Genomic DNA, 25330 nt, shown 5'->3' with positions numbered 1-25330 from the left:
AGGGTGCGTATAGAAGGGCATGTGCACCACGTATTTTGTCACCTAATTATATACTGTATCGTTTTTGGGCGACATTACAGCAGGCTGCATTATCTATGCTGCCTGCTGTAAATGCGAAACAACCTTGTCCATCAGTCGCTCAAACATGGGGCGGGCATCGAGAACGCGAGCCTTTTCGAACTGCATATCGTAGGCGAGCTGCCGGCGAGATTTTTCCAGCACTTTGAAACCGAAACGATTAACGAAAACATAGCTTTCGGCGTCCAGCTTACTGCTTAATTTACAGCGGACTTTCTTATTCGCTTTTTCATCGAAATACTCTAGCCAAGATCCATCGGGTATCTCCTTGGCCTCGAGAAAGTAGCGATTAGAGAGTTGTTCATAGCGGGATTGCTGCCGCTCCAATGCGGTCATCTCTTCCCAGGGCTTCTGCTCGGAGTCGCCTTTGCCAAGCGCGTTCTTTTGCTCCAGGCTCAGTTCTGAATACTCAACATGAGGTGAATCGGGCTCAGCCAGCGATATCAGTATTTCTTCTATGGCCGTTACTTTGGCTGCGCGCGTTTCGGGGTTATCAATGGCGGCCTCCATCCCGTGTTCAATTCGCTGTAACACTTCCGGTTGCAAGCGTTTCTTACGTGCAATCGAGCGCTCATCGGAATGGGGTTGGCACAACCAGATAACATCGCTAACCAGGCTTTCAGCCTCCACCCATTCGGCACTGTCTGAACCGTTTTTCAGGTAGGTAATAACCAATACCTGCAGCCAGGTGTTGGTTAGGAAATTACTGACGGTTTCAGGTAGTTGAGCGCTTCTCAGCTTATTGTACAGAGAGGTTTGAGCAGTGGTTCGCGCCAGACGAATTTTAGTTTTGCCAACTTCGGCCTCTGTTGTACGCCGCTCTACCAGCTCAGATTTACGTTTCTCTTTGGCAATCTCTTTTTCAAGCTCGTACAAAAATTCTTCAAATACCATTCCATCGGCTTTATACGAACGGTTGATTGTCTGTACGCCATCGGCAATCTTTCGATAGAGGGGGTCACGCTCCAGGGGTTTGCTTTCATCAAAGCTCAACCCTGCGCGCGTAATCACGTTGATTAAGCGACGAGCAGGATGTTCTTCATTTGTGAGAAAGCTTCTATCTCTTAAAGCAATTTTAAGAATGGGTATTTGCAAGCGGCAGATGAGTGATTGCACCGCTATGGGTAAGTTGTTATCAGACAGAACATTATCAAAAAACATAGCAATAAGATTGATAATGTCTTCATCGGGCTGTTCCAGTGCCTGGGGAACTTCCGGGTCGCGTTTGGCTAGCAGTTGGTTGATCACGTTGGAGATAATATTGCGAGGCTGAACCGACGATAACTGACGATCAACCAGAGGTTGGGATTTGGTCAGTAGCGTGGACAGCTGCGGGGAGGCCATGATTGGCCCAGGGTTGCTTGAATACAGGTAGTAGGTATAAGGCCCGGCAAGGCGAGCGGCTTTGTCACCGTTGTAGGACACATGGGTATGCGATCTGGCGCCAGCCATCAGGGCTCCAAGCGCGTTCAAATCCAGCTGGAAGTTCAGCGTGGTCTGATACTGCGCCTCTTGAGCGGGTGCACCGTCTGTTTGCTCTGTTTTTTCTGCGCTCCTATGGGGGAAATCATGAGAGTCCTTTTTATTAAGATGGCGGGGAACCTTGGGTAGAATACCTGCATCAAGTAGCACTTGGTTGGCGTCTGCGTAAAGGGGGCCGAGCTGCTTAAGTACGTGCTTTTCAAATAATTTAAACAGAATTAACCGCGCCTTAATATTGATTTCCAGCTGCTTATCGCAGGCATTTATAAATGCACTAGAGATTTGCTGCGGATCTATGGGGTTGTTGTCTTCGTTGACGGGTATTTGCAGCAGCAGGTGATCCAACCGAATCGTGAGCTCGTAAACTTCCTGTTTATACGCTTCGCGGGTGCGGCTCGACATATTCGTTAACGCCAGCTCTGTTTCCAGCTGGTCACCTTCAACAATTGCCAGATTGCTGGCATCTTCATATGCTGGGTTAGGTGATCTGGGGCTTTGTGTTATCAGAGTTGAAAAGCTGTCGCGGAGCTCCTGGGCAAACATGGCGATAACACCACGTTTTTTGATGCGTACTTCTCGCATTGACTCGAAATACAAATTTTGTTCGTTGTTGTTGGTGGCGCGTTTGGAAAGATCGTAAAAAAGATCGTCTGTTGCAGAGAACATATGCTCTAGAAGGCGCAGAACACTTTCGCTGGAGTGATTGCGAATATGCTCCAACAGCTTTGGCGGGTGGGTTGGCCCTTCAAATTTCTTGCCCACCAGCTCTAGATGCTCCGGTCGATCTTTCCTTGGTGCCATTCGTAAATACTCGCTGTGTTTTCGTTTTCTATAGTTTTATAAAAGAGGTAAATGAATCTGCTTAGATGTTATATGCATTTTTTATACCCCAGCAACGAAATTTGCGGTGTATCGCTCTTTTACTGTGACGCGTGTCACGTCACGTGATCCTGGTGACACGCAGTGATCTCCCGGGAAGCTGTTGCCTATGAGAAAAGTGGTCTTTTGTACGTGTAAATCATCATTTAATCGAGGTAATTTGTATAAATATCGATCGCGCTGGCGCGTAGATTGTGTTAGCCCTCACAGGATTTAAATATCTGTCTACGTAGTACATGAAATATTGTTGTAGGCCACAACATTTTTAATACTTTTTCTTATTGGTGTAAAATTTCCTGACAGTTTTGCGCCGTCCACCCAGGGTGATCAGGTATCCCCTTTTTATGCGGTCACTCAACTACCCATATTTTACTGATAGGGCCTATAATGTTGCTCCTTACGGCTTCCCATTATTGACTCTTAGCGGCGCTTTAATCTGCACAAGCGTTGAATGTTTATTTAGGTGACCTCCCATGTTGTTAATGATCGATAACTATGACTCCTTTACGTACAACGTTGTGCAGTATTTGGGAGAGCTGAAAGCCGATGTTGTTGTCGTGCGTAATGATGAGTTGACGCTAGAGCAAATCATCCAAAAAGACCCCGCCAAGATTGTCGTCTCCCCGGGGCCGTGTACCCCGAACGAGGCCGGAGTGTCCGTAGAGGTTATTCGGCACTTCGCAGGTAAAGTACCCTTGTTTGGTATTTGTCTGGGGCATCAGAGTATTGGCCAAGCGTTCGGTGGCAATATCGTGCGAGCCAGAGAGGTTATGCATGGCAAGCTGTCTAGTATTCACCATAAAGGGGTAGGTGTGTTTACCGGCCTTCCTAATCCCTATACGGCAACACGCTACCATTCTCTGGTCATTGACCAAGCAACACTTCCCGATTGTTTGGAGGTTACCGCCTGGACGGAAACAGAAGATGGTCAGGTTGATGAAATTATGGGGGTGCGCCACAAAACGTTGGCGGTAGAAGGGGTGCAATTCCACCCAGAATCCATTCTTAGCGAGCATGGGCATTCCATGCTGCAAAATTTCCTTGATACGCCTTAGCTATAGCGGGTGTCGATAACAACAATAAGGTAGCAACATGAATATTCAGCAAGCGCTGTCTACGGTTGTGTCGGGCTCGAGTCTGACGCAGGATGAAATGACGACCGTGATGAAGCAGGTAATGACCGGTGAAGCAACACCCGCGCAAATAGGTGGCTTTCTTGTTGCCCTGCGTATGAAAGGTGAATCCCTCGATGAAATTACTGGCGCCGCGATGGTTATGCGCGAGCTGGCAACCAAAGTGGACGTCAATTCAGAAAACCTTGTCGATACCTGTGGCACGGGTGGCGATGGCGCTAATCTATTCAATGTTTCAACCGCTTCCGCGTTCGTGGTGGCTGCCGCTGGTGGCCACGTAGCCAAACACGGTAACCGCTCTGTTTCCAGCTCAACCGGCAGCGCAGACGTTTTGGAGGCGGCGGGTGTTAACCTAGCAATCGCACCGGAGCAGGTCGCACGCGCTATCGAGCAGGTAGGCGTTGGTTTTATGTTTGCGCCAGCCCATCACGGGGCCATGAAGCATGCAATAGGGCCGCGTAAAGAGCTGGCCATGCGCACCATTTTCAATATGTTGGGGCCAATGACAAACCCTGCCGGTGTTAAAAATCAGGTTATAGGCGTTTTCAGCCGCGAACTCTGTCGGCCCATGGCCGAAGTGCTGGCGCGATTGGGCAGCGAGCACGTAATGATCGTCCACTCGGAAGATGGTCTGGATGAGTTATCGATCGCCGCAAATAGCTATGTCGCCGAGCTAAAAGCGGGGGTTGTCAGCGAATACATGATTAACCCCGCAGATCTGAATCTGGCTGCGGCCAACCTTGATGGCTTGTCGGTCCACAGTGCAGAAGAGTCGCTGGCCTTGATCCGGGGCGCGTTCTCGGGTGATGCCAGTGAGCACTCCCGCAAGGCGGCCAATATTATTGCGCTAAATGCCGGAGCCGCCATTTACGTTTCCGGGCTAGCGAACTCGTTGGTCGATGGCGTTGCAATGGCCGAAGATGCCTTGGCGACCGGTGCCGCCGGGGAAAAGCTAAAAGAACTCGTTGAATTTACTCAAGCGCAAGCATAGACAGGTATTCGTGTGTCCGAAACTCCCACAATTTTAAAGAAGATCATTGCTCGCAAACACGAAGAGGTTCTCGAGCGTAAAACCACTACCACCCTACAGCAGCTTGAAGAAAAAGCCGCAGCGCAGCCAGCAGCCCGCGGTTTTGTGGCAGCAATGGAGCGCAAACTGGCAGCAGGCGAACCGGCCGTAATTGCCGAAATTAAAAAAGCCTCGCCCAGCAAAGGCGTTATACGTGAAGATTTCGACCCAGTCGCAATCGCGCAAAGCTACCAGCAGGGGGGCGCGGCGTGCCTGTCGGTACTCACCGACATAGATTATTTTCAGGGTGCAGATGAATACTTAAAGCAAGCGCGCGCGGCAGTAGAGCTTCCCGTTATTCGCAAAGACTTCATTGTCGACCCTTATCAGGTAACAGAAGCTCGTGCGATAGGGGCAGACTGCATACTGTTGATCGTGGCGGCGCTAGCAAAACAGCAATTACACGACTTGAATACTCAAGCCCAGGAACTGGGTTTGGACGTACTTGTGGAAGTGCATGACCGGGCAGAACTTGAGCTTGCGCTGGCGTTACCGAACAAGCTAGTCGGCATTAATAATCGCAACCTGCATACGTTTGACGTAAGCCTGAACACCACTTTTGATCTTTTGGCAGATATCCCGAGTGAAAAAATCGTAGTAACAGAAAGCGGGATATTAGTGGCAAACGATATCGCCGTCATGCGTGAGCGTGGCGTGAATGCGTTTCTGGTCGGTGAATCCTTTATGCGAGCAGAAGAGCCCGGCGAAAAACTGAGAAAGCTGTTCTTTTAGTAAGAGCTGATAACACTATCAGCGAAGTGAAACGAGCGCTCCGTTGTTCTACACAGCGAAGCGCTCACAAGGCCAAGAGCCTTGTCGCTAGCGTGTTCCGAACACCACCATCGTTTTACCTTTAACCGAAACCAGGCCCTGATCTTCCAGGGTTTTCAGTACGCGACCAACCATTTCACGGGAGCAGCCCACAATGCGGCCGATTTCCTGTCGAGTAATTTTGATCTGCATGCCATCCGGGTGGGTCATGGCGTCGGGCTCTTTGCACAGGTCTAACAGCGTGCGGGCAACGCGACCGGTAACATCCAAAAATGCCAGGTCCCCAACTTTACGCGTGGTGTTGCGCAAGCGGCGAGCCATTTGGGTGCCCAGAGCAAACAAAAACTCGGGGTGAGCATCAGAAATTTCCTGGAATTTGGAGTAGGAAATTTCTGCAATTTCACACTCGGTTTTTGCTCTCACCCAGGCGCTACGATTGTCTTGTGCGTCAAACAAGCCCATCTCGCCGAAAAAGTCGCCATCGTTTAGATAGGCAACAATCATTTCACGGCCTTCTTCGTCCTCAATAAGAACGGTAACGGACCCTTTGATTATGTAATATAAAGAATCACTTTTATCGCCAGCATATATAAGCGTGCTTTTTGCTGGGTACCGGCGTCTATGGCAGTGAGCGAGAAAATCATCCACATTATTAATGTGAGGTGTTAGTGATACAGCAACCAATTTCGTGCCCTCGAGTCTTCGGAAACAATGATGTGCGACAACTACACACAAGTTTAGCGCGCTTATTCATTTTTTATATTTATACGTAGTGCGCGCTTCTGCGGCGAGTATAACCCGATACCTGCTAGAAACTGAACCTATACCCGCTAGAAACTGGACTGATACCGCAATTTCGAGCCAGTTATTGTTCATGAAAAATGTAAGCTGTTATAAAAATAACAACTAGGTCACGGAATTTTTAAATAGCAAATATTCATTTGTTTTATGTTAGGCTTCTGAGCCTTATATAAAATGAATTGGCGCATTAGGTTGTGTTGTGCTTTAGGTGTCTTTTATCAAGAGTTGAGCGTATTTATGCAGGCAAAAGTAAAGTGGGTGGATGGCGCCCAGTTTTTAGCAGAATCGGGAAGTGGTCACAGTGTTGTAATGGATGGACCTGCCGATCATGGTGGGCGTAATACCGGTGTTCGTCCAATGGAAATGTTATTAATGGGTTTGGGCGGCTGCGCTTCTTTCGATGTAATCAGTATATTGAAGAAAACCCGGCAAAAAGTCACAGCCTGCAGAGTAGAGCTGGAGGCCGAGCGCGCCGATGCCGTACCAGCGGTTTTTACAAAGATCCACCTTACCTTTATTGTTGAAGGTGCAGCTCTGAAAGAAGCCCAGGTTAAGCGAGCGGTAGAATTGTCTGCAGAAAAATACTGCTCTGCCTCCATAATGCTAGAAGCGGCGGGCGTTGAAATTAGCCACAGCTACGAGCTGGTAGAGCAATAACACAAAGCCTGTTTGCTTTTGGCGCTACAGGCTCCCAACGTTTTTTATTGATTCACACGACTGATTTGTTTGCGTATTTAACGTGTCGCCAAGGCGTTAAAGGCGATAACTCGTTTCTGTCATCGTTTTAGATATCAGCGTCATTACGCCCTTAATTGGCCCGGGAAAACGCACGCCGCCAGCGTCCAGCGCCGCGTGTGCATGCTTGGCTTCGTCCACCAGCATTTGCTCGACAATTGCACGGGATTCCCGGTCGTTAGGGGGCAGATCCTGAAGGTGCTTTTCCAAATGCTTACACACCTGATCCTCTGTTGCAGCCACAAAACCCAGGCTGATCTTATCGCTAATCAAACCCGCCGTAGCACCAATACCAAAGGATAGGCTGTACCAAACCGGGTTAAAAAAGCTGGTATGGCTGCCCAAATCGACAATCCTCTCCTCGCACCACGCCAAATGGTCAATCTCCTCGTTTGCCGCCTGCTCCATTTCAGCGCGTACTTCCGGTAGCTTTGCCGTTAGCGCCTGGCCCTGATACAAGGCCTGAGCACAAACCTCCCCCGCGTGATTCACGCGCATCAACCCGGCAGCGTGCTTTCGTTCACTGTCGGTCAGCGCCTCGCTCAATTCATCGCTGGCGGGTTTGGGCGATACCCGGGTAAGCGTTTGTGTTCCCGACGTGAGCGTACGCAGGGCGCGATCGGCACCACAGATAAGTGAATCCAATAAAGAGAGGGAACGGCCAGCCATAATAGAATCTGCAAGTAGGTGAAAAATAAAACCCGGCAGCGCTACAATGCATAAATCGAAAAACAGGGCGCAAGCCAAAGGGCGAAGATGAATAATAACGATTTGAGTCTGATACTCAATACCAATGTTGCAATAGTTGTTGTCGAAACCTGGGATGAAGCCAGAACCATAGAGCTGCTGCGAGACCTGTTTCGCACTGCCAGCCTGCCCTCATGGCGCTGGAGCTTTACTGAAGGCCTGGCACCGCTAGGCTTTGGCCTGGAGCTGGCGAACCCAGAGCAATATGCCGACCCAGAGGTCGCGCTCAACTACATCAAGCAATACCGCAAGCCGGGCGCCTTCGTACTATGCGATATTCACCCCTTTCTCGATACGCCCAAAATTGTGCGCCTACTGAAAGACATCGCCCTCCAATACGGTGTTGCTAAGCATCGGCTGGTACTGGTCAGCCATCGATTAGATCTTCCGCCGGAACTCTCCCGCCACGGGGCCTCGGTCTCCATCTCCATGCCCAGTGAAGACGAAATACTGGCCATTATTCGAGAGCAAGCGCGAGACTGGGCAGAGAGAAACCACAAAAATAAAATTAAAACCGACAACCAAACCCTGCAAAAACTAGTTAACAACTTAAAAGGCTTGCCCCACCAGGACGTTCGTCGGTTGGCCTATGGAGCCATCGCCGACGACGGCGCAATAACCGAAGCCGATTTACCCGAAGTAACCAAAGCCAAATTTGCGCTAATGAATATGGAAGGTGTACTGCACTTTGAATACAGCACCGCCCATATGCGCGACGTAGCTGGCCTGCACAACCTAAAAAAATGGTTGGAACACCGGCAGCACGCGATCTCCAATGACGACACAAAGCTGGACCCACCCAAAGGCGTACTACTCTTTGGAGTACAAGGCGGCGGAAAAAGCCTCGCGGCTAAAGCGATTGCTGGCGTGTGGGGCTTGCCATTATTACGCTTGGACATGGCCGCACTGTTTAATAAATATATTGGTGAAACCGAACGCAATTTACGCGAAGCCCTAAAGCTTGCCGATTTAATGGCGCCTTGCGTACTGTGGTTAGATGAAATAGAAAAAGGCATGGCCGACGGCAACGACGACAACGGCACACCCAAACGCCTGCTCGGAACACTCCTAACCTGGATGGCCGAAAGAAAAAGCCGCGTATTCATGGTGGCCACCAGCAACGACATTAGCCAGCTGCCCCCGGAATTAATGCGCAAAGGACGCTTCGATGAAATCTTTTTTATCGACCTGCCAGACCACCAAACCCGCTTCCATATTTTTACTATACATCTCAACAAACGCGAGCTAGAACCCTCCCACTACAACCTCGATGCCATGGCACAACTTACCGAAGGTTTTACCGGAGCCGAAATAGAGCAAGCCGTCGTATCTGCCACCTACAGCGCTGCCGCTCGCGGAACACAAGTAAGCCCCGAACTATTACAAGCCGCAATTCAACAAACCCAACCCCTGTCGATAGTAATGGCTGAAAAAATAGAACAACTACAGGCCTGGGCAAAAGAAAGAGCCGTAAAGGCAAACTAAAGCACACGGACAAACAATTCATCATTGGCCTTATAGCGCAGAACTCGCCGTGCCGTGGTAAACCGCAGCAATAAAAAAAATGTAGCGAATACGGTTTCTATGCTCTCTTACCGTTATCCAAAGTGGTTTATCGGTAAACTGATAATTTTGAGAGTTAAAGGAACTAAGATGAAAGCAAACATAATGCTAGCAATGCTACTGGCGCTATTGTGTTCGTGTGGCGGAGGAGGAAGCGGCCCGGCAACGGGCGGGCCAGAAGATCAACCCTCCAGCAGCTCAAGTTCCAGCTCCAGTAGTTCAAATTCCAGTTCCAGCAGCTCAAATTCCAGCTCCAGCAGCGCGTCTGTCCAGGCAGACACAACCCTAAGCAACAGCCTTACACTCGAAGCGGTTGGTAATAGCCGCACCATAAGTGTGAGCTTTGGCTTTAGCGAGAATGTGCGCGTAGGGCAATTTCTCGATGGAAGCTACTTTGCTGTACCAGCAGAAGGCAATAGCTCGGTAACCATTAACACGTTAACCAGCGTGGGTGGGCCAGTACGTGCAGATGAAAACCCGGTCTACCAGCGTCATGGCCTAACCGACAATACCAAAAATTATGGCAGCCACAACGCGACAGAAACATTAACCCTTCCCGTCGCTCGCTCTGCGGCAACCTCCATTGTTGCCGCAATACAAAAAGACGAAGCAACAAACGGAAACTGCGGAACCTCCGCCATTGTCGGAGAATGCCTAGACGCAATCTTTACCCTCACAATACTGCCAACCGTTCCCGCCTTAAACACCCTAAGGCCAGCGCTATCGACCGTAGAAAAAGATCTTCTAACCCTCGACGATTTTGATCTAACTGAAATTCCCCACATCAATTACTTCAACGGCCCCGGTGCGCCGAGCGACATTGAAAAAGCCAGAAAACGCTGGACTCAACAAACAGAAATATTCAGCGTACTGGATTTAGACGGCCAAATATTTTCCGAAGGCGGGCGAGCCTGGCGTTCCGACATCTATGGCGGTAACTATGGCTCCAGCACCGCCCAATCACTGAATACCGCTTGGAGCTGGGTAATGTCTGCCGATCTTAACAACGCAGAAGAATATGCAGCCTATCAAGGCCTAATTGCCGCCTTACTGGTTTATGGCAAAGACCTCTACCACGCAATATACAACGGCGAAACACAAGTCGCGCGATGGGGCGGTGGAGCGGGCCAATCTCACGGAAAAATTATTCCCATAACACTGTACGCCACGCTAAAAAAAGACAACGCACAAGAGTACAGCCACCTATCACAGCTAATTAGAAAAGTAGGCTTACTGGGTGGGCAAGTGCCTCCAGAGATGAACCAAATAAATACCGGCATAAACGGCCCCATCTGGGGCGATGGGGCAGACCCCCATCTACTCACAACATACGATGTTGGAGCCTATTGGGGCAACATCCTAAAGCAGCAGTGTTTTGACGGCGCGAGCGGCACATGCAATCCAAACAGTGGCAAGAAAAGCCAAGTCGACCCCCACCGCTATATTGACGGGCCGCCCGCTCCCGGAACCGCCTACTACACGGTCAGCTTTGGCTCCAACCAAGCCTTCGCTGCCGTTATGCTGTTGTTTCCAGAAGTAAGAGACATGATCAACGCAGGAGCCACCGACGAATATGCAGCATACAAAGACGCCAGCATTTCATTTATTCAGCGAGTTGTTACACAAGGGCTGCACACCGCCCCCGACCCCTGCGCCCCACCAGATGCACGTGAAGACCCCAGTGTTTGCGACGCCTATCGTTCACGCAATTGTGAATACTACGGGCTCAGCAATACCGGGGAAGCAACCTGGGGGCCAGACCCGGCCGACACCAACTGGGAAGACGGCATAAGCTGCATTCTCAACAACAGCGGCGGAAACACCGGCCAGAACGGGCGCTTCACCTCCCAACACGGAAGCCAACTAAACCCCAGTGGATACATCACCTGGAACTTCTACGAGAACTGGCCCGAACTGTACCGGCTCTATGCGCAATAAAGCCCCAATCCACGTTTCAACTAATTGCCGGGCCGCAGCGCCCTAACGCAAAAAACACTAACGCTCGAATAAAAAATCGTTCGCATAAGCCCAAAAAAGCAAGAGCATGTATATAAAAACACGCGCCACTATTCATCCAATGAGTTGGTTGGTGTAAGCATTACTGTGTACCCTAATAGCCAAATTGGAATGGGAGGGAACATGGATAAGTTTGACCGTTTTCAGCAACTGCACCGTATCTTTAAATCCCACAAACGCCCCGTCGCGATTACAAAAATTTCTGAAAAACTGGAATGCACCGAGGGCAACGCCAAGCGCTTGGTTCACCAGTTGCGCGATTACTGGCAGGCACCACTGGAATACAGTGGCGAACAGAAAGGTTGGTACTACAACCTAAAACAAGGCGAAAAATTCGAACTCCCCGGTTTATGGTTAACCGCCGACGAGCTGCAATCGCTTATCGCACTGCTCAATGTATTGCGCACCATGAACCAAGGCCTGGTCAGCGAAGAGCTGGGAGTGGTAGAACAAAGTATCGAAAAACTACTGGCGGCACGCGGTATCGCCGCCGCCGAATTTGGCCAGTGCATTAAATACCTGCCGCTGGCCAAACGGCAAACACAGCCAGCCATCTTTAACACCGTGGCCGACGCACTAATACATCGCAAACAATTACACATGGTGTACCGCGACTACAAAAACCGACAAACCACCCGCACACTCAGCCCCCAAACCCTAGTGTACTACCGCGAAAACTGGCAGCTAGACGCCTGGTGTCACCTTCGCCAAGGCTTGCGTACCTTCTCTATTTCCCGCATAGAGGTTATCGAAAAACGTAAAGGCAAAGCCAAAAATATCCCACAACAACAGCTAAGCCAACACTTTGCCAGCAGCTACGGAATATTCGCAGGGAAAGCCAAATACGCCGCCAAGCTTCGATTCTACCCCGAAGTCGCCCGCGAAATAGCCAGCCAGCAATGGCACCCGCAGCAAACAGGCGAATGGGAAGGCAAAAACTACCTGCTAACACTCCCCTACAGCCAAGACGCCGAACTAGTAATGGATATTCTGCGCTACGGAAACAACGTAGAAGTGCTAGAACCTACCGCGCTGCGCAAGCGCGTAAGAGACAAACTAGCAGCAGCTTTACGTTTTTATTAACACATAAAAAACACCACAAACACTGTATGGATAGGGAGTGTAAGTTTTGGTGATAGAGGAGGGTAAAGTTAATGCCATGGAATATTTACCGGCGAACAAACCCTACAGGCCGCGAATTCTATTGGGTGGCCTGGCAATGAGCGAGACATGCAGTGAAGTAAAGTGGTTGAACACGAAGGGAAAGCAATATGGACAATTTTGGCCTCAATGTGATTTTCCTGAAGAAAATACAGGCTTGTATTAGCGCTCGGATTACAGCAAGAGCTATGTGGGGAAGGTGATGAATAATAACCAAGAGTTACCGGCTTACTACAAATACTGGGGAAAGGCAAAACTCGACCCGAGTGGGGAAGGGAGTGACTACCACCTATTGGCATACCATAGTCTGGATGTAGCAGCAGTGGGGTGGCTTTTTCTTGATCCTGAATCACGTTTAAATCGAGATATTTCGGTATTTTTGGAAATTGATCCTAAGCAGCTACAAGGTATATTCACTTTGTGTCTAGCTCTGCATGACTTGGGGAAGTTTGCATCGGCTTTTCAGAGCCTCTATTCGCACAGCGTTGACGCGTTAATACAGCCAGGCTGCCGCAAGGATTACGATGGGCGTTATTATAGGCACGACCGCATGGGGCTTTTGTTTTGGAACCAAATAAAACAAAATTGTTTTGCCGAACAGCTTCTGTTTAATGGTTCACCTAGAGTAGATCAGATCCGTATCGCGGACACTTTTTCCGTATTTATGGAGTGCGTGTTGGGTCATCATGGCCAGCCTATTGATTCATCATCCCCTAAGTCAATTAAGCAATTTACCGATCCGGATAACGGTGAGGCGGTTAGTGCTTTTTTCGAAGATATATGTACCTTGCTTTCGCCAGTTTTGCCGTATGAACAATTTATGTGTGAGAAGTTTAAGCGAAAACTGGAGTTGGTTAGTTGGCAACTAGCTGGTGTTGCAGTGGTGGCCGACTGGGTGGGTTCTGACCAAAGTTATTTTAAGTTCGTTTCAAAGCCAACGCCTTTAGCTCAGTATTGGGAGCATGCCGTATGCACGGCTAAAAAAGCGTTAAACGCAACGGACTTAAATGCTGTTCCACAGGTACAGCGCTTTTGCTCGATTCAGCAACATTACGGTTTCGAGCCTACACCGTTGCAAAAATGGGCTGAAACCGTCGACGTTGATGATTCTGAGCAGCTATTTATTTTGGAAGATATTACCGGTGCGGGAAAAACTGAAGCGGCACTAGCGCTTACTCACCGGCTTATGGAGGCCGGTGCGGCCAGTGGGTTTTACTTCGGTCTGCCAACTATGGCTACATCTAATGCCATGTTCAGTCGGGTCGCAAAACACTACCGGCAAATGCTCACTTTCGATGGTCGGCCGCCGAGTATTGTACTGGCACATGGAGCCAGGGAAATGAATGACCTGTTCAAAGAAACGGTTTTGAATTCAGAAAATCCCGACAGCGAGTACGAGTCCAACGACTTAACCGCTACCGCGCAGTGTAACCAATGGCTAGCCGATTCTCGAAAAAAAGCCCTGCTTGCTCCAGTTGGTGTCGGCACCATTGACCAAGCTTTGTTGGCAGTGCTGCCCAGGCGCCATCAGTCGTTGCGCTTATTGGGTCTAAATAACAAAGTACTGATTTTTGATGAAGTACATGCTGCTGATGAATACATGTTCGAGTTGTTGGAAAGTCTGCTTGCTTTGCATCTTCATCAAGGGGGCAGTGCCATTCTGCTAACCGCTACTCTCTCGAAAAAGCAACGAAGCCGATTGACCCGTATCTGGCAAGAGGCCGCAGGACTAACGCCACAATTGTTACAGAAATTCGATTTTCCATTGGCAACCCGGGTCTCGTTAACTGCCAAAGAAACTGTTTTGGAGCAGCCGCTGGAAAGTCGTGATGATGTCAGTCGGTCTGTTGCTGTTGTGTTTATCCATGCATTTGAACGCTGTATTGTTGAAATTGTGCAGGCAGCCCAAGCCGGGCAGTGCGTCGTTTGGGTGAGAAACTCAGTGGATGACGCGTTGGAAGCTTTTGAGGCAGTTAGCACAGCATTAGAAAACTCGGACGATTGCCTGCTATTCCACAGTCGTTTCGTATTGGCAGACAGAAAAGCAATCGAGCAGAAGGTGCTAGCCATTTTCGGAAAAACGGGTGATTCAAGTGTTCGAGCTGGCAAGGTTCTAATTGCAACCCAAGTTTTTCAGGAAAGTCTCGATGCTGATGCAGATTTAATGATTTCCGATATTTGCCCAATAGACGATCTCATTCAAAGGGCCGGACGTTTACACCGCCATACTCGGAGTGAAAATGGCGGGTTCAAGCTAGGGATTAAAGACTCTCGTCCTGTACCTGAATTAATACTGTACGCTCCGGAATGGACAGATAGCCCACAAACCGATTGGCTCAGTAAGCAATTCAGAAATACCCAATATGTTTACCGCTCTCCTGGACGGTTGTGGTTGGGGATGCGCGAGCTGAAACGCCTTGGGGCTATACAAATGCCGGAAAATGCCCGCCAACTAATTGAGGCGGCATATGGTGATAACGCCTACGACGAAATCCCTGCACCACTCCTCAACCAGGAAAATACCATGCTTGGCGAGCAGCGGGCCAAGGCGGCCAAGGCTGAAAGCCAGTTAATCGATTGGCAGCAATATGGTTATTGCGATCGCAGTGCGGCGGGTTGGTACGAAGATAATACGGATATCAGTACCCGCCATAGTGATATTGAAACGGTAGAAATATTACTGCTGAGGAAAACTGAAGCGGGAGATGTAGTGCCATGGATTGAAGATGGAACACTCAGTGTGGCATTAAGCAAAATAAAGCTATCCAAAAACAAATATGCCGACAAGCTGGCGAGCATACCAATCGAACTTGAACAGGCTGTCGAACGATTTAGGAATAAAAACAAGCAAGCTAAATATTTGCAGTGTTGGCTGCCTGGTTTCGATGTAAATTTTACTTATGAGAGTACAACCGGATTTCGTGAATTTCAAAAGGAGGACGTATGAATTTAGTACAAGACCCCTGGCTGCCGTTCTTGTTAAAAGATGGCACACATAAAACATTACCTATCTCAGCAATTGTTGATGAGGACGTTGTCGATTTCGCCTTACCCAGAGCAGATTTTCACGGGGCGGCTTACCAATTTTCCATAGGATTGCTGCAAACCGTTTTCGCACCGAAAGACAGGTACCAATGGCTGGAATACTATGAAAACCCACCGGAAACAGAAATCTTACAGAAAGCGTTTGATACGGCCGCGCACGCATTTAATGCGGTGGGAGATGGGCCTCTGTTTATGCAGGATTTTAATGAACTGGAGGATTCAAAACCCTCTTCGATATCTGGGTTGTTGATAGAAGCACCTGGCGGCAACGGTATAAAACTTAATACAGATCATTTCGTAAAGCGTGGGATTGGCGAAACCATGTCGTTGGAAATGGCATTGCTTGCGTTGTTCACACTGCAAATAAATGCGCCTGCAGGTGGTGTAGGCCATAGAGTAGGATTGCGAGGTGGGGGGCCATTATCGACGCTGGTTTTACCTCAGAATGAGCGTTCCAGTCTGTGGCAAAAAATTTGGTTAAACGTCGTAAACAGAGATTTTTGGCGCTATGAAGATCCAAATTTTCAAGATGCGAGTGTTTTTCCTTGGCTAAGCACAACAAAAACCAGTGATAAAAAAGGCTCAGAAATATACGCCTCTGATGTTCATCCGCTACACATGTATTGGGCTATGCCACGGCGAATTCGACTGGCATATAGTCAATCAGAAGGGTTTTGTGAAATTGCTGGGGTGCCGTGTAACCAAACGGTATCGGAATACAGAGCACAAAATTATGGCGGTAACTATTCTGGCAGTTGGTCGCACCCATTAACCCCGTACAGGTGGAACATTAAAAAACCGGACGAAGAACATTTATCGATCAAAGGCCAGCCCGGCGGCATTACCTACAAAATATGGGATGTCCTAACGTTAACCGATAGTGACAGTGGACAGCAATGCGCTATTGTTGTTCGTCATTTTTACTCGGTTTGTGAGCTGCTGGAACAGCAGCAAAGTGAGGTGCCGCGGCTTTGGGCCTTTGGTTACGATATGGATAACATGAAGGCACGAGGTTGGTATTCCGTTTCGCTTCCAATTTTTTCTCTTGTGCCAGAGCAACAGGAAGCCCTGCTAGCTGAAGTAAAGAGCCTGCAAAAATTAGCAACTGATTCTCTTTGGCACTGCCGAACGCAGATAAAAACGGCTTGGTTTGAACGCCCCGGTGATGCCAAAGGCGATTTTAGCTTTATCGATTTGGCTTTCTGGCAGCGAACAGAGGCAGATTTTTTTCATGCCGTTCAGCAGCTTGTCGAAAACGCGCCTAACGACAAGCCCACGTTAGCGCCCAAGCAAGCGTCTTCCTGGCTAACGGCTTTACGAAATACCGTTCTGGATTTATTCGACGAACTGGCATTATCTGAGTTGGGGGCGGAAAGATCCATGACCAAACGCATTAAAGCACGACAGCAGCTAACCGGTTGGTTGTTCGGTGGCAAGGATATAAAAGCATTTAAAAAAGAAAATAATATTGACCGATTAGAGGAGACTGCGTGATGGACGACCATTCAAAAATCGTTGTACTACGCTGGTGGCAAAGTATGTTTCTACCGGCAACCCAGCTTAAAGAAAAAGGTATTTTGGCGGCCCCCAGCGCCCATAAGGCACAGTTAAGGCGATGTGAATCCGCCGATATTGCCATGCTAACGGAAGGTTTTCGTGCGCTTTGGCTGGGCTTAGACGAAAGCATTGTTAACGAACCGAACAGTAAATCTATAGAGAGTTGGGCAACTATTGCTGCCACTCTTGTTCATGTAAAGAATAATAGTTCAGTCAAACTGGCAGTAGCGGCAGGAAGAAAAGGGGATGGCGATAAATCGGTGGTTAGCGAGCTGCGATTTTCGCAATTGCAAAACGCTAAAACACCAGAAGACTTTTTACGGAGAATACGCCGCATTATCCGGCAGATAAAAGGTGAATTGGATGTTTTGAGCCTGGCCGAAAACATCCATCAGTGGTTTGAAGAGTATAACCAGTTTCGACCTCGAAAGGCCGATAAGCGTATAGCAGTAAAGTGGGCGATGGATTATTACCGTGCAGCCAGCATGAAGGCTAAATAAATTTAAATTTTTTACCAATTTTAAGGGATACGAAAAATGAGTCAATTTATTCAATTACATACTTTAACCTCCTATGCGCCTTCTAATTTAAATCGGGATGATTTGGGGCGGCCAAAAACTGCAAAAATGGGTGGCTTCGATCGGTTGCGGGTTAGCTCGCAAAGTTTGAAACGTAATTGGCGGGTATCGGAGTTATTTGAGGAAGCAATGGCCGGGCACATTGGAAGCAGAACAAAACGTTTCGGTTTTCCGGTTTATAACAAATTCGTTGAAGCTGGTGTGAAAGAAAAATCGGCTAAAGAATGGGCTACCGCTATTGCTGGTGTTTTTGGCAAAAGCAAAAAAGATTCGCTGGAAATTGAACAGTTGGCGCATATTAGCCCCGAAGAGGAACAGGCCGCTTTCGCGCTGGTAGACACCTTGATAGCCGAAAGTCGCGCACCGGAAAAAGAAGATTTGGATCTGCTGAAATCAAATCAAACGGCAGTGGATATTGCCTTGTTTGGTCGCATGTTGGCGTCCAGCCCGGCCTTTAATGTAGAGGCAGCATGCCAGGTAGCTCATGCCATCAGCGTTCACAGTGTCGTTGTTGAAGATGATTATTTTACAGCAGTAGACGATTTAAACGATGGAAAAGAAGATGCGGGGTCCGCCCATATCGGTGAATCTGGTTTTGCTGCGGCGTTGTTCTATAGCAATGTTTGTATCAATAAAACACAGCTTATCGAAAATTTGGATGGCAATGAAGCGTTGGCGAATCGGGCAATACAGGCACTAACCGAAGCTATCGTGAAAGTATCACCAAAAGGTAAGCAAAACAGTTTTGCATCCAGAGCTTACGCTAATTATGTGCTCGTCGAAAAAGGCTCACAGCAGCCTCGTTCTCTGTCTGTCGCGTTCTTAAAGCCAATTCAGAGTGAAGACCAGGCCGGCGCAGCCGTGGAGGCGTTGGAGGAACAGGTTGAAAATTTCGATCAAGTCTATGGTACCTGTGCCGATGAAAGGTATTCTATCAATGCCCTTGCAGGTAAAGGTAGTTTTGCCGAGTTATCCGAATTTGTTGCTCTTTAATCCTCTTTGAAAACAATAAACCAGGAGGAGAAAATGAAAGAGTATTTAGTCTTTCGGCTATACGGCCCAATGGCAAGCTGGGGGCAGGCCGCAGTTGGAGGTGATCGCCCCACCGGTCTGCAGCCAACCCGATCAGCAGTGCTAGGTATTCTAGGCGCGGCATTGGGAATTAAGCGAGATCAAGAGCAGCAATTAACCAACCTTCAAAATAGCGTATTGGTTGCGGTAAAACAGTGTGTTCCAAGCTCATTGATGCGCGACTACCACACTACACAGGTACCGTCACACAGTAATAAAGTTGTACACCGAACCCGGAAGAGCGAATTAAGCGAATACAAGCTCAATACAATTCTTTCGAGCCGTGACTATCGTTGTGATGGGCTTTGGATCATTGCTTTAGCTTCTACGACTTTGCCAGCGTACACGCTAGATCAATTGCGCAGTGCGTTATTGGAGCCGGTCTATGCTCTGTCGCTGGGCCGAAAATCTTGCCCTCCCGCGTTGCCTTTGGCACCGAGACTGGTGCAATGCGATAGCTTAAAGTCAGCCTTGGATACAGATTTCCCTACTATTACACGAAGTCAAAAAGAGGATTCACTTTGGTTAGGTGGGAATAGTCGCGTAACGTATTATTGGGAGGGCGACAAGTCTCAAATAGAACACTCGAATGTTCTCACAACAGAGCCGTGGGATGAACCTATCAATCGAATACGATGGCAATTTAAACAGCGAGTGATGCACCAATTATCTATTGAGGAGGGGCGCGATGTATCTGTCTAAGATTTGCGTGGTGAAATCCAGTCAGTCGGTAAAAGAATTGCTGCGAATTGGAGCAAACGGAAGTTACGCATCCCATCAGTTGCTTTGGACATTATTTACAAAGGAAATGCAGCGTGGTTTTTTGTATCGTGAAGAGATAGGTCATAGTGGGTTACCCGAATATTTTGTGTTGTCCGGAAATAAACCCACGAACAATGAAGCGCTGTTTAATATTCAGAGCAAAATTTATCAACCAGCTCTAGAGCCTGGTGATCGACTAGCGTTTCGTTTGCGCGCGAATCCCACTATTAGTATTAAAGACGAAGCCGGTAGAAGCAAAAAACACGACGTGTTAATGCATGCGAAACGCAAGGCGAAACAACAAGGTATTTTATCTGCCGAGAAAATAAAGGAGGTAATGGAAGACGCCGCCAGAAGGTGGATTGCAGATAATGAGCGAGTATCTGGCTGGGGTATTACGCTAGATGTTCTACCGGAAATCGAACGCTATGCCCAACACCAAAGCTCTAAAGTAAAGGGTGAAAAAATACGTTTTTCCAGCGTGGATTTTCAAGGTGTACTTACAGTAGTTGATGTAGATAAATTTTTAAGCCAGTTGACAGCTGGGTTTGGAAGGGCAAAGGCTTTCGGCTGCGGCCTAATGCTAATTCGCCGCATTTAAACAGTGAGTAAAAGGACTTATGAAAAATAAACTGGAAGTGCTCGATCAGCAGATATCTACCCATACTGTTGATGGTATTGAGTATATCTGCATTACCGATATTGCTAAATATAAAAGAAGTGATCGAGCTGCGCATATCATTGGTAACTGGGTTAGTAGCCGTAATACCATTGAGTTTCTCGGTATATGGGAGCAGTTGAACAACCCCAATTTTAAAGTCCTCGAATTCGAGGACTTTAAAAAACAGGCTTGTCTCAACAGTTTTACCCTAACCCCAAAACAATGGATCGCGGTTACGGGTGCGATCGGCATCGTGTCCGAGGCCGGTAGATACGGCGGCACCTACGCGCAAAAGGATATTGCCTTTGAGTTCGCCAGTTGGATCTTGGTTGAGTTTAAACTCTACCTAATTAAGGAGTTTCAACGGCTCAAGGAACAGGAATTCCAACAAATGGGCTGGGATATACGTCGTAATCTTGCCAAGGTGAGCTATCAAATATATGCCGATGCAATAAAAGAGAATTTGATTCCTGATACCCTTTCCTCGCAACAGGTTAGCTTTGTTTATGCTAATGAAGCTGATCTGCTGAATGTGGCACTGTTCGGGATTACCGCAAAGCAGTGGCGCGAAGAGAATCTTTCGTTGGGCGGTAATATGCGTGACCATGCCAATGTGCATCAATTGGTATGTCTGGCTAACCTTGAATCTATGAACGCGCAGTACATTGCTGAAGGCTTATCCCAGGCACAAAGGGTAGTGAAATTGAATAACATTGCTATTGGGCAGATGCGGGTACTTATCAAAGCAGCCAATTTTATTACCTCACAAGAACGCGAACAGGGCGGAGGTGAGTTATAAATGGCATACATCCCCCTCAAACCTATTCCTCTAAAAAATAGAATCTCGATGATTTTTATCGAATACGGGCAAATAGACGTAAAGGACGGGGCTTTTGTGGTTATCGATAAAACAGGAATTCGCACTCATATCCCTGTTGGATCGGTAGCCTGTATTTTACTGGAGCCGGGAACCCGAGTTTCCCATGCCGCCGTAAAGCTAGCGTCTACCGTTGGCACTTTATTGGTGTGGGTGGGGGAAGCAGGAGTAAGGTTGTATGCATCGGGTCAGCCGGGCGGTGCGCGAAGTGACCGACTGCTATACCAGGCCAAGTTGGCCTTGGATGATGACCTACGCTTAAAAGTCGTTCGTAAAATGTACCAGATTCGCTTCAACGAAGAACCACCACAACGAAGAAGTGTAGAACAGCTTCGCGGCATAGAAGGCGCTCGGGTAAGGGAAATGTACAAGTTGTTCGCCAAACAATACGGTGTGGAGTGGCACGGAAGAAACTACGACGTAAAAGACTGGGAAAAAGGCGATATCACCAACCGTTGCTTAAGTGCGGCTACCAGTTGTTTGTACGGCATTACCGAGGCGGCAGTACTCGCAGCTGGTTATGCCCCTGCTGTAGGCTTTATTCACACAGGTAAACCACTTTCTTTTGTTTACGACATTGCCGATTTATTTAAATTTGAAACGGTTGTTCCATTAGCCTTTCGCATAGCCGCAAAAAAGCCGCACAGCCCCGACAAAGTCGTGCGCCGAGAATGCCGGGAATTATTTCGAGCAGACAAAACATTAAAAAGTCTAATCCCCTCAATCGAAATGGTATTGGCGGCGGGTGAAATAACGCCACCGAAAGCTCCAGAAGAATCCGTTCCCCCCGCGATTCCAGTGCCAGAAAATATCGGTGATGAAGGGCATAGAACTTAATGGCGTTCACCGTAGTTGTAACTGAAGCTATACCTCCCCGCCTGCGCGGAAGGCTCGCTGTATTTATGCTCGAGGTTCGCGCCGGTGTTTATATGGCCGATCTATCCCTTCGTGTGCGAGAAAAAATATGGGAATACATCGAATCTGATATTGAACAGGGTAATGTCGTTATTGCCTGGGCAAACAACTCCGAATCGGGTTTTGAGTTTCAAACGTTGGGGGAAAATCGCCGGGAGCCAGTGGATTGGGATGGTATAAGGCTGGTTTCGTTTCTTCCTAAAGATGACGGAAAAGCTCTTTAACAATTTGGTAGAAAAAAAGCTTAGAAAAACACCTTTAAAAACAATGGTGTAAACTAAGAGAGTTCCCCGCACCCGCGGGGATGAACCGTTATCGGCGCCAAATTAGTGATGCTGCTCTATGAGTTCCCCGCACCCGCGGGGATGAACCGGCCATGAGAGCGGAGCAACTGAAACCGTACGAGAGTTCCCCGCACCCGCGGGGATGAACCGCAAATGGAGACCTAACCGGGTTTCTATCAGCAGAGTTCCCCGCACCCGCGGGGATGAACCGCTCGCTTAGCGTATACGTCCTGCCCGAATACGGAGTTCCCCGCACCCGCGGGGATGAACCGAGTGGGTGCCGGGCCAAAACAGGGTATAGCTCGAGTTCCCCGCACCCGCGGGGATGAACCGTATTCGCTAATGCATGACAGCAAAGCGCTTGGGAGTTCCCCGCACCCGCGGGGATGAACCGCTGTGAGAGAAGTGGCCGCTTGTTGCTGTAACGAGTTCCCCGCACCCGCGGGGATGAACCGTGTCGATCCATCCCACGAATACGAGAACTGATGAGTTCCCCGCACCCGCGGGGATGAACCGTTTTCCTGTAGTGATGAGAAAGGAAAAATAATGAGTTCCCCGCACCCGCGGGGATGAACCGCTGTAACGAAAGACGAAAACGGTCAGGAGGTTGAGTTCCCCGCACCCGCGGGGATGAACCGTCGTGTCAATATCTGGATCATCTAGCGAGACAGAGTTCCCCGCACCCGCGGGGATGAACCGTATAATACCCTCTGACGAAACGGCTGTAGAAGGAGTTCCCCGCACCCGCGGGGATGAACCGCAATTCTAATTTTGTCACTCGTCCCCCTTGTGGAGTTCCCCGCACCCGCGGGGATGAACCGGCGGCTATTGACGTTCATCATGCTGGAGCGATGAGTTCCCCGCACCCGCGGGGATGAACCGCGTTAATGTAAACGCCACTGCCATGGCAGTGGGAGTTCCCCGCACCCGCGGGGATGAACCGCAGGGGGAGGCCATGGTTGGCATATTAAATGAGAGTTCCCCGCACCCGCGGGGATGAACCGGGGTATAATATAGGTAGGTGGTACATACCGCAGAGTTCCCCGCACCCGCGGGGATGAACCGAGAAGTTCCCGTCATGTAGGTTTGATGAAATCGAGTTCCCCGCACCCGCGGGGATGAACCGATGAGGCTGGTAGGCGTGATCAGTGGGAGCCAGAGTTCCCCGCACCCGCGGGGATGAACCGCCTCATATAAACCCGGAGTGCAGTGTTGCATTGAGTTCCCCGCACCCGCGGGGATGAACCGCGTCTACGGGGATGTTGCTGGGTGGACCGACAGAGTTCCCCGCACCCGCGGGGATGAACCGACTCAACCACCAACGCAAGTATTATATTACACGAGTTCCCCGCACCCGCGGGGATGAACCGAGCCGCATGGCTTGCAGAGCTTCACACACACTGAGTTCCCCGCACCCGCGGGGATGAACCGATACTAGACGAAATAACATGCCAAATTTATTTGAGTTCCCCGCACCCGCGGGGATGAACCGTATGGCAAAAGCTCTGCGATGAAAAAGCCCCCGAGTTCCCCGCACCCGCGGGGATGAACCGAATTCCTGGTTACTCTGATGAGTATCTGTTGTGAGTTCCCCGCACCCGCGGGGATGAACCGTGCGTGTTGCTGGTTATGAGGAAGTTGCAAAAGAGTTCCCCGCACCCGCGGGGATGAACCGCGTGACAGTCTGGCGAGAATTGCGCAGGTTAAGAGTTCCCCGCACCCGCGGGGATGAACCGCTTCCACACATCACCATTTTCATCAACAGCATGAGTTCCCCGCACCCGCGGGGATGAACCGTATGCAGTCACCTTCACTAGCACCAGAAACAAGAGTTCCCCGCACCCGCGGGGATGAACCGAGCTTGGCGAGTATGCAGAAGGTAATGCCGCCGAGTTCCCCGCACCCGCGGGGATGAACCGTTTGACGACTACATTGATCATTTTTATAAAATGAGTTCCCCGCACCCGCGGGGATGAACCGCTAGGCGGTACTGTACCTGCAACGCCATTTATGAGTTCCCCGCACCCGCGGGGATGAACCGTTACCTATAACCCAGAAACCCCAAGTTTTTCAGAGTTCCCCGCACCCGCGGGGATGAACCGTGCCCTCTTCCTATCATCGCGTTATTTATGCGGAGTTCCCCGCACCCGCGGGGATGAACCGAGATTCAGGTTAACTCAGAGCAGCCTGGAATCGAGTTCCCCGCACCCGCGGGGATGAACCGACTATCGGTCAAAAAAGCGCCGTGACCGTGTTGAGTTCCCCGCACCCGCGGGGATGAACCGAGTTGGCGCAAGCCGAAATTGATGCAGTACAGGAGTTCCCCGCACCCGCGGGGATGAACCGCTTGTCAAAACTAGTACGAATTTTACGAACAGGAGTTCCCCGCACCCGCGGGGATGAACCGTCTGCATCTAGCTTGTTTGACTCGATATCGAAGAGTTCCCCGCACCCGCGGGGATGAACCGTTGCTTAATGATAGTTTTCGCATAGATAGTTTGAGTTCCCCGCACCCGCGGGGATGAACCGGTAGCCGCTTTCAAGCTGTTACCTGGATCTCAGAGTTCCCCGCACCCGCGGGGATGAACCGTCGGATCAGAACCCACTTGATTACTAACATTAGAGTTCCCCGCACCCGCGGGGATGAACCGCAGTGTTGAAGATCTTGCGCTGGCGCTAAGGAGAGTTCCCCGCACCCGCGGGGATGAACCGAGGCGGCGGAAAGGCATTTCCTGTCTCTTGAAGAGTTCCCCGCACCCGCGGGGATGAACCGCATTTTCTGTCTCTTGAATTGAAGCGCGAGAAGAGTTCCCCGCACCCGCGGGGATGAACCGAGATTAATAAAATCAAATGAGCACACACTTTAGAGTTCCCCGCACCCGCGGGGATGAACCGTTTAAACATATCGAAAGCTTAGCTGTTCGAACGAGTTCCCCGCACCCGCGGGGATGAACCGGGATGGCGAGTTGATAGATCGTTTGACTGGGGGAGTTCCCCGCACCCGCGGGGATGAACCGGCGGCAATGACAGAAGCCGCGAATGTGGTAGGGAGTTCCCCGCACCCGCGGGGATGAACCGAGATGCAAATTGTTTTGTCTAGTCACGAGTATGAGTTCCCCGCACCCGCGGGGATGAACCGTTTATG

The 25330-nt window shown here is 49.5% G+C and carries 19 protein-coding genes and 1 CRISPR repeat array (1 of these 20 cut by a window edge); of the genes, 16 read left to right on the top strand and 3 right to left on the bottom strand.

Going from position 1 to position 25330, the window contains the following annotated elements:
• Positions 1-93: 93 nt before the first annotated feature.
• Complete coding sequence (locus H5715_RS10840; RefSeq protein ID WP_075187570.1) at positions 94-2361, bottom strand: DUF1631 domain-containing protein; 2268 nt, start codon at positions 2359-2361, stop codon at positions 94-96.
• A 551-nt stretch (positions 2362-2912) separates the two neighbouring features.
• Here H5715_RS10840 and H5715_RS10835 point away from each other — a divergent pair.
• The 3 genes from H5715_RS10835 to trpC are packed head-to-tail and all read left to right on the top strand — an operon-like array spanning position 2913 to position 5373.
• Positions 2913-3494, top strand: a complete 582-nt coding sequence (locus tag H5715_RS10835) for an aminodeoxychorismate/anthranilate synthase component II (RefSeq protein ID WP_075187569.1) — start codon at positions 2913-2915, stop codon at positions 3492-3494.
• Positions 3495-3531: 37 nt separating this feature from the next.
• The gene (gene trpD, locus H5715_RS10830) at positions 3532-4563 is read left to right on the top strand and encodes an anthranilate phosphoribosyltransferase (protein ID WP_075187568.1); all 1032 of its coding nucleotides are present in this window, start codon (positions 3532-3534) and stop codon (positions 4561-4563) included.
• Between the two features lie 12 nt (positions 4564-4575).
• Entirely contained in the window at positions 4576-5373 is a 798-nt protein-coding gene (gene trpC / locus H5715_RS10825) for an indole-3-glycerol phosphate synthase TrpC (RefSeq protein ID WP_075187567.1), read from the top strand.
• 87 nt (positions 5374-5460) lie between these two features.
• On the opposite strand, the gene crp is transcribed toward trpC, so the two are convergent.
• Positions 5461-6096, bottom strand: coding sequence for a cAMP-activated global transcriptional regulator CRP (gene crp, locus H5715_RS10820; RefSeq protein ID WP_075187566.1), 636 nt, complete (start codon positions 6094-6096; stop codon positions 5461-5463).
• 354 nt (positions 6097-6450) lie between these two features.
• Between crp and H5715_RS10815 the strand changes: the two genes are divergently transcribed.
• The gene (locus H5715_RS10815; RefSeq protein ID WP_075187565.1) at positions 6451-6870 is read left to right on the top strand and encodes an OsmC family protein; all 420 of its coding nucleotides are present in this window, start codon (positions 6451-6453) and stop codon (positions 6868-6870) included.
• A gap of 96 nt (positions 6871-6966) precedes the next feature.
• Here the strand turns inward: H5715_RS10815 and coq7 are convergent, their stop codons facing one another.
• Positions 6967-7617 carry a 2-polyprenyl-3-methyl-6-methoxy-1,4-benzoquinone monooxygenase gene (gene coq7 / locus H5715_RS10810; protein WP_075187564.1) on the bottom strand — a complete coding sequence of 217 codons (651 nt, stop codon included), beginning with the start codon at positions 7615-7617 and terminating at the stop codon, positions 6967-6969.
• Positions 7618-7704: 87 nt separating this feature from the next.
• Between coq7 and H5715_RS10805 the strand changes: the two genes are divergently transcribed.
• The 12 genes from H5715_RS10805 (at position 7705) to cas2e (ending at position 22125) form a co-directional block, all read left to right on the top strand.
• Positions 7705-9180: an AAA family ATPase gene (locus tag H5715_RS10805; RefSeq protein WP_075187563.1), complete on the top strand. Its 1476-nt coding sequence runs from the start codon at positions 7705-7707 to the stop codon at positions 9178-9180.
• 168 nt (positions 9181-9348) lie between these two features.
• Positions 9349-11196, top strand: coding sequence for a hypothetical protein (locus H5715_RS10800; RefSeq protein WP_139309914.1), 1848 nt, complete (start codon positions 9349-9351; stop codon positions 11194-11196).
• A 201-nt stretch (positions 11197-11397) separates the two neighbouring features.
• Positions 11398-12357, top strand: a complete 960-nt coding sequence (locus H5715_RS10795) for a helix-turn-helix transcriptional regulator (protein WP_075187561.1) — start codon at positions 11398-11400, stop codon at positions 12355-12357.
• A 280-nt stretch (positions 12358-12637) separates the two neighbouring features.
• Entirely contained in the window at positions 12638-15382 is a 2745-nt protein-coding gene (locus H5715_RS10790) for a CRISPR-associated helicase/endonuclease Cas3 (RefSeq protein ID WP_075187560.1), read from the top strand.
• Entirely contained in the window at positions 15379-16974 is a 1596-nt protein-coding gene (casA, locus tag H5715_RS10785; RefSeq protein ID WP_075187559.1) for a type I-E CRISPR-associated protein Cse1/CasA, read from the top strand. Before H5715_RS10790 ends, casA begins: the two co-directional genes overlap by 4 nt.
• Complete coding sequence (casB, locus tag H5715_RS10780; protein ID WP_083608217.1) at positions 16974-17537, top strand: type I-E CRISPR-associated protein Cse2/CasB; 564 nt, start codon at positions 16974-16976, stop codon at positions 17535-17537. The genes casA and casB overlap by 1 nt, the downstream gene beginning before the upstream one ends.
• Positions 17538-17573: 36 nt before the next feature.
• A complete protein-coding gene (gene cas7e, locus H5715_RS10775) occupies positions 17574-18608 on the top strand; it encodes a type I-E CRISPR-associated protein Cas7/Cse4/CasC (RefSeq protein WP_075187557.1) in 1035 nt (344 codons plus the stop codon).
• A gap of 33 nt (positions 18609-18641) precedes the next feature.
• Positions 18642-19388 carry a type I-E CRISPR-associated protein Cas5/CasD gene (cas5e, locus tag H5715_RS10770; RefSeq protein ID WP_075187556.1) on the top strand — a complete coding sequence of 249 codons (747 nt, stop codon included), beginning with the start codon at positions 18642-18644 and terminating at the stop codon, positions 19386-19388.
• Complete coding sequence (gene cas6e, locus H5715_RS10765; protein WP_075187555.1) at positions 19375-20049, top strand: type I-E CRISPR-associated protein Cas6/Cse3/CasE; 675 nt, start codon at positions 19375-19377, stop codon at positions 20047-20049. Before cas5e ends, cas6e begins: the two co-directional genes overlap by 14 nt.
• A 19-nt stretch (positions 20050-20068) precedes the next feature.
• Positions 20069-20908: a KilA-N domain-containing protein gene (locus H5715_RS10760; RefSeq protein ID WP_075187554.1), complete on the top strand. Its 840-nt coding sequence runs from the start codon at positions 20069-20071 to the stop codon at positions 20906-20908.
• A complete protein-coding gene (gene cas1e, locus H5715_RS10755) occupies positions 20909-21823 on the top strand; it encodes a type I-E CRISPR-associated endonuclease Cas1e (protein WP_075187553.1) in 915 nt (304 codons plus the stop codon).
• The gene (gene cas2e, locus H5715_RS10750) at positions 21823-22125 is read left to right on the top strand and encodes a type I-E CRISPR-associated endoribonuclease Cas2e (RefSeq protein WP_075187552.1); all 303 of its coding nucleotides are present in this window, start codon (positions 21823-21825) and stop codon (positions 22123-22125) included. The genes cas1e and cas2e overlap by 1 nt, the downstream gene beginning before the upstream one ends.
• A 59-nt stretch (positions 22126-22184) precedes the next feature.
• Positions 22185-25330: direct repeats of the CRISPR family, unit length 29 nt; unit sequence GAGTTCCCCGCACCCGCGGGGATGAACCG; it runs 1397 nt beyond the window's last position.

The sequence above is a fragment of the Teredinibacter haidensis genome, assembly GCF_014211975.1.
GTDB lineage: Bacteria > Pseudomonadota > Gammaproteobacteria > Pseudomonadales > Cellvibrionaceae > Teredinibacter > Teredinibacter haidensis.
This window is presented reverse-complemented; position numbering and strand designations above follow the sequence as displayed.

Excerpts from the sequence above, each read along its gene's own strand:
- H5715_RS10815 (WP_075187565.1), top strand. The coding sequence starts at position 6,451 with ATGCAGGCAAAAGTAAAGTGGGTGGATGGCGCCCAGTTTTTAGCAGAA.
- H5715_RS10760 (WP_075187554.1), top strand. The coding sequence starts at position 20,069 with ATGAAAAATAAACTGGAAGTGCTCGATCAGCAGATATCTACCCATACT.
- H5715_RS10790 (WP_075187560.1), top strand. The coding sequence starts at position 12,638 with ATGAATAATAACCAAGAGTTACCGGCTTACTACAAATACTGGGGAAAG.
- cas5e (WP_075187556.1), top strand. The coding sequence starts at position 18,642 with ATGAAAGAGTATTTAGTCTTTCGGCTATACGGCCCAATGGCAAGCTGG.
- casA (WP_075187559.1), top strand. The coding sequence starts at position 15,379 with ATGAATTTAGTACAAGACCCCTGGCTGCCGTTCTTGTTAAAAGATGGC.
- H5715_RS10835 (WP_075187569.1), top strand. The coding sequence starts at position 2,913 with ATGTTGTTAATGATCGATAACTATGACTCCTTTACGTACAACGTTGTG.
- H5715_RS10800 (WP_139309914.1), top strand. The coding sequence starts at position 9,349 with ATGAAAGCAAACATAATGCTAGCAATGCTACTGGCGCTATTGTGTTCG.
- cas7e (WP_075187557.1), top strand. The coding sequence starts at position 17,574 with ATGAGTCAATTTATTCAATTACATACTTTAACCTCCTATGCGCCTTCT.
- H5715_RS10805 (WP_075187563.1), top strand. The coding sequence starts at position 7,705 with ATGAATAATAACGATTTGAGTCTGATACTCAATACCAATGTTGCAATA.
- cas1e (WP_075187553.1), top strand. The coding sequence starts at position 20,909 with ATGGCATACATCCCCCTCAAACCTATTCCTCTAAAAAATAGAATCTCG.
- cas2e (WP_075187552.1), top strand. The coding sequence starts at position 21,823 with ATGGCGTTCACCGTAGTTGTAACTGAAGCTATACCTCCCCGCCTGCGC.
- H5715_RS10840 (WP_075187570.1), bottom strand. The coding sequence starts at position 2,361 with ATGGCACCAAGGAAAGATCGACCGGAGCATCTAGAGCTGGTGGGCAAG.
- coq7 (WP_075187564.1), bottom strand. The coding sequence starts at position 7,617 with ATGGCTGGCCGTTCCCTCTCTTTATTGGATTCACTTATCTGTGGTGCC.
- trpD (WP_075187568.1), top strand. The coding sequence starts at position 3,532 with ATGAATATTCAGCAAGCGCTGTCTACGGTTGTGTCGGGCTCGAGTCTG.
- cas6e (WP_075187555.1), top strand. The coding sequence starts at position 19,375 with ATGTATCTGTCTAAGATTTGCGTGGTGAAATCCAGTCAGTCGGTAAAA.
- H5715_RS10795 (WP_075187561.1), top strand. The coding sequence starts at position 11,398 with ATGGATAAGTTTGACCGTTTTCAGCAACTGCACCGTATCTTTAAATCC.
- casB (WP_083608217.1), top strand. The coding sequence starts at position 16,974 with ATGGACGACCATTCAAAAATCGTTGTACTACGCTGGTGGCAAAGTATG.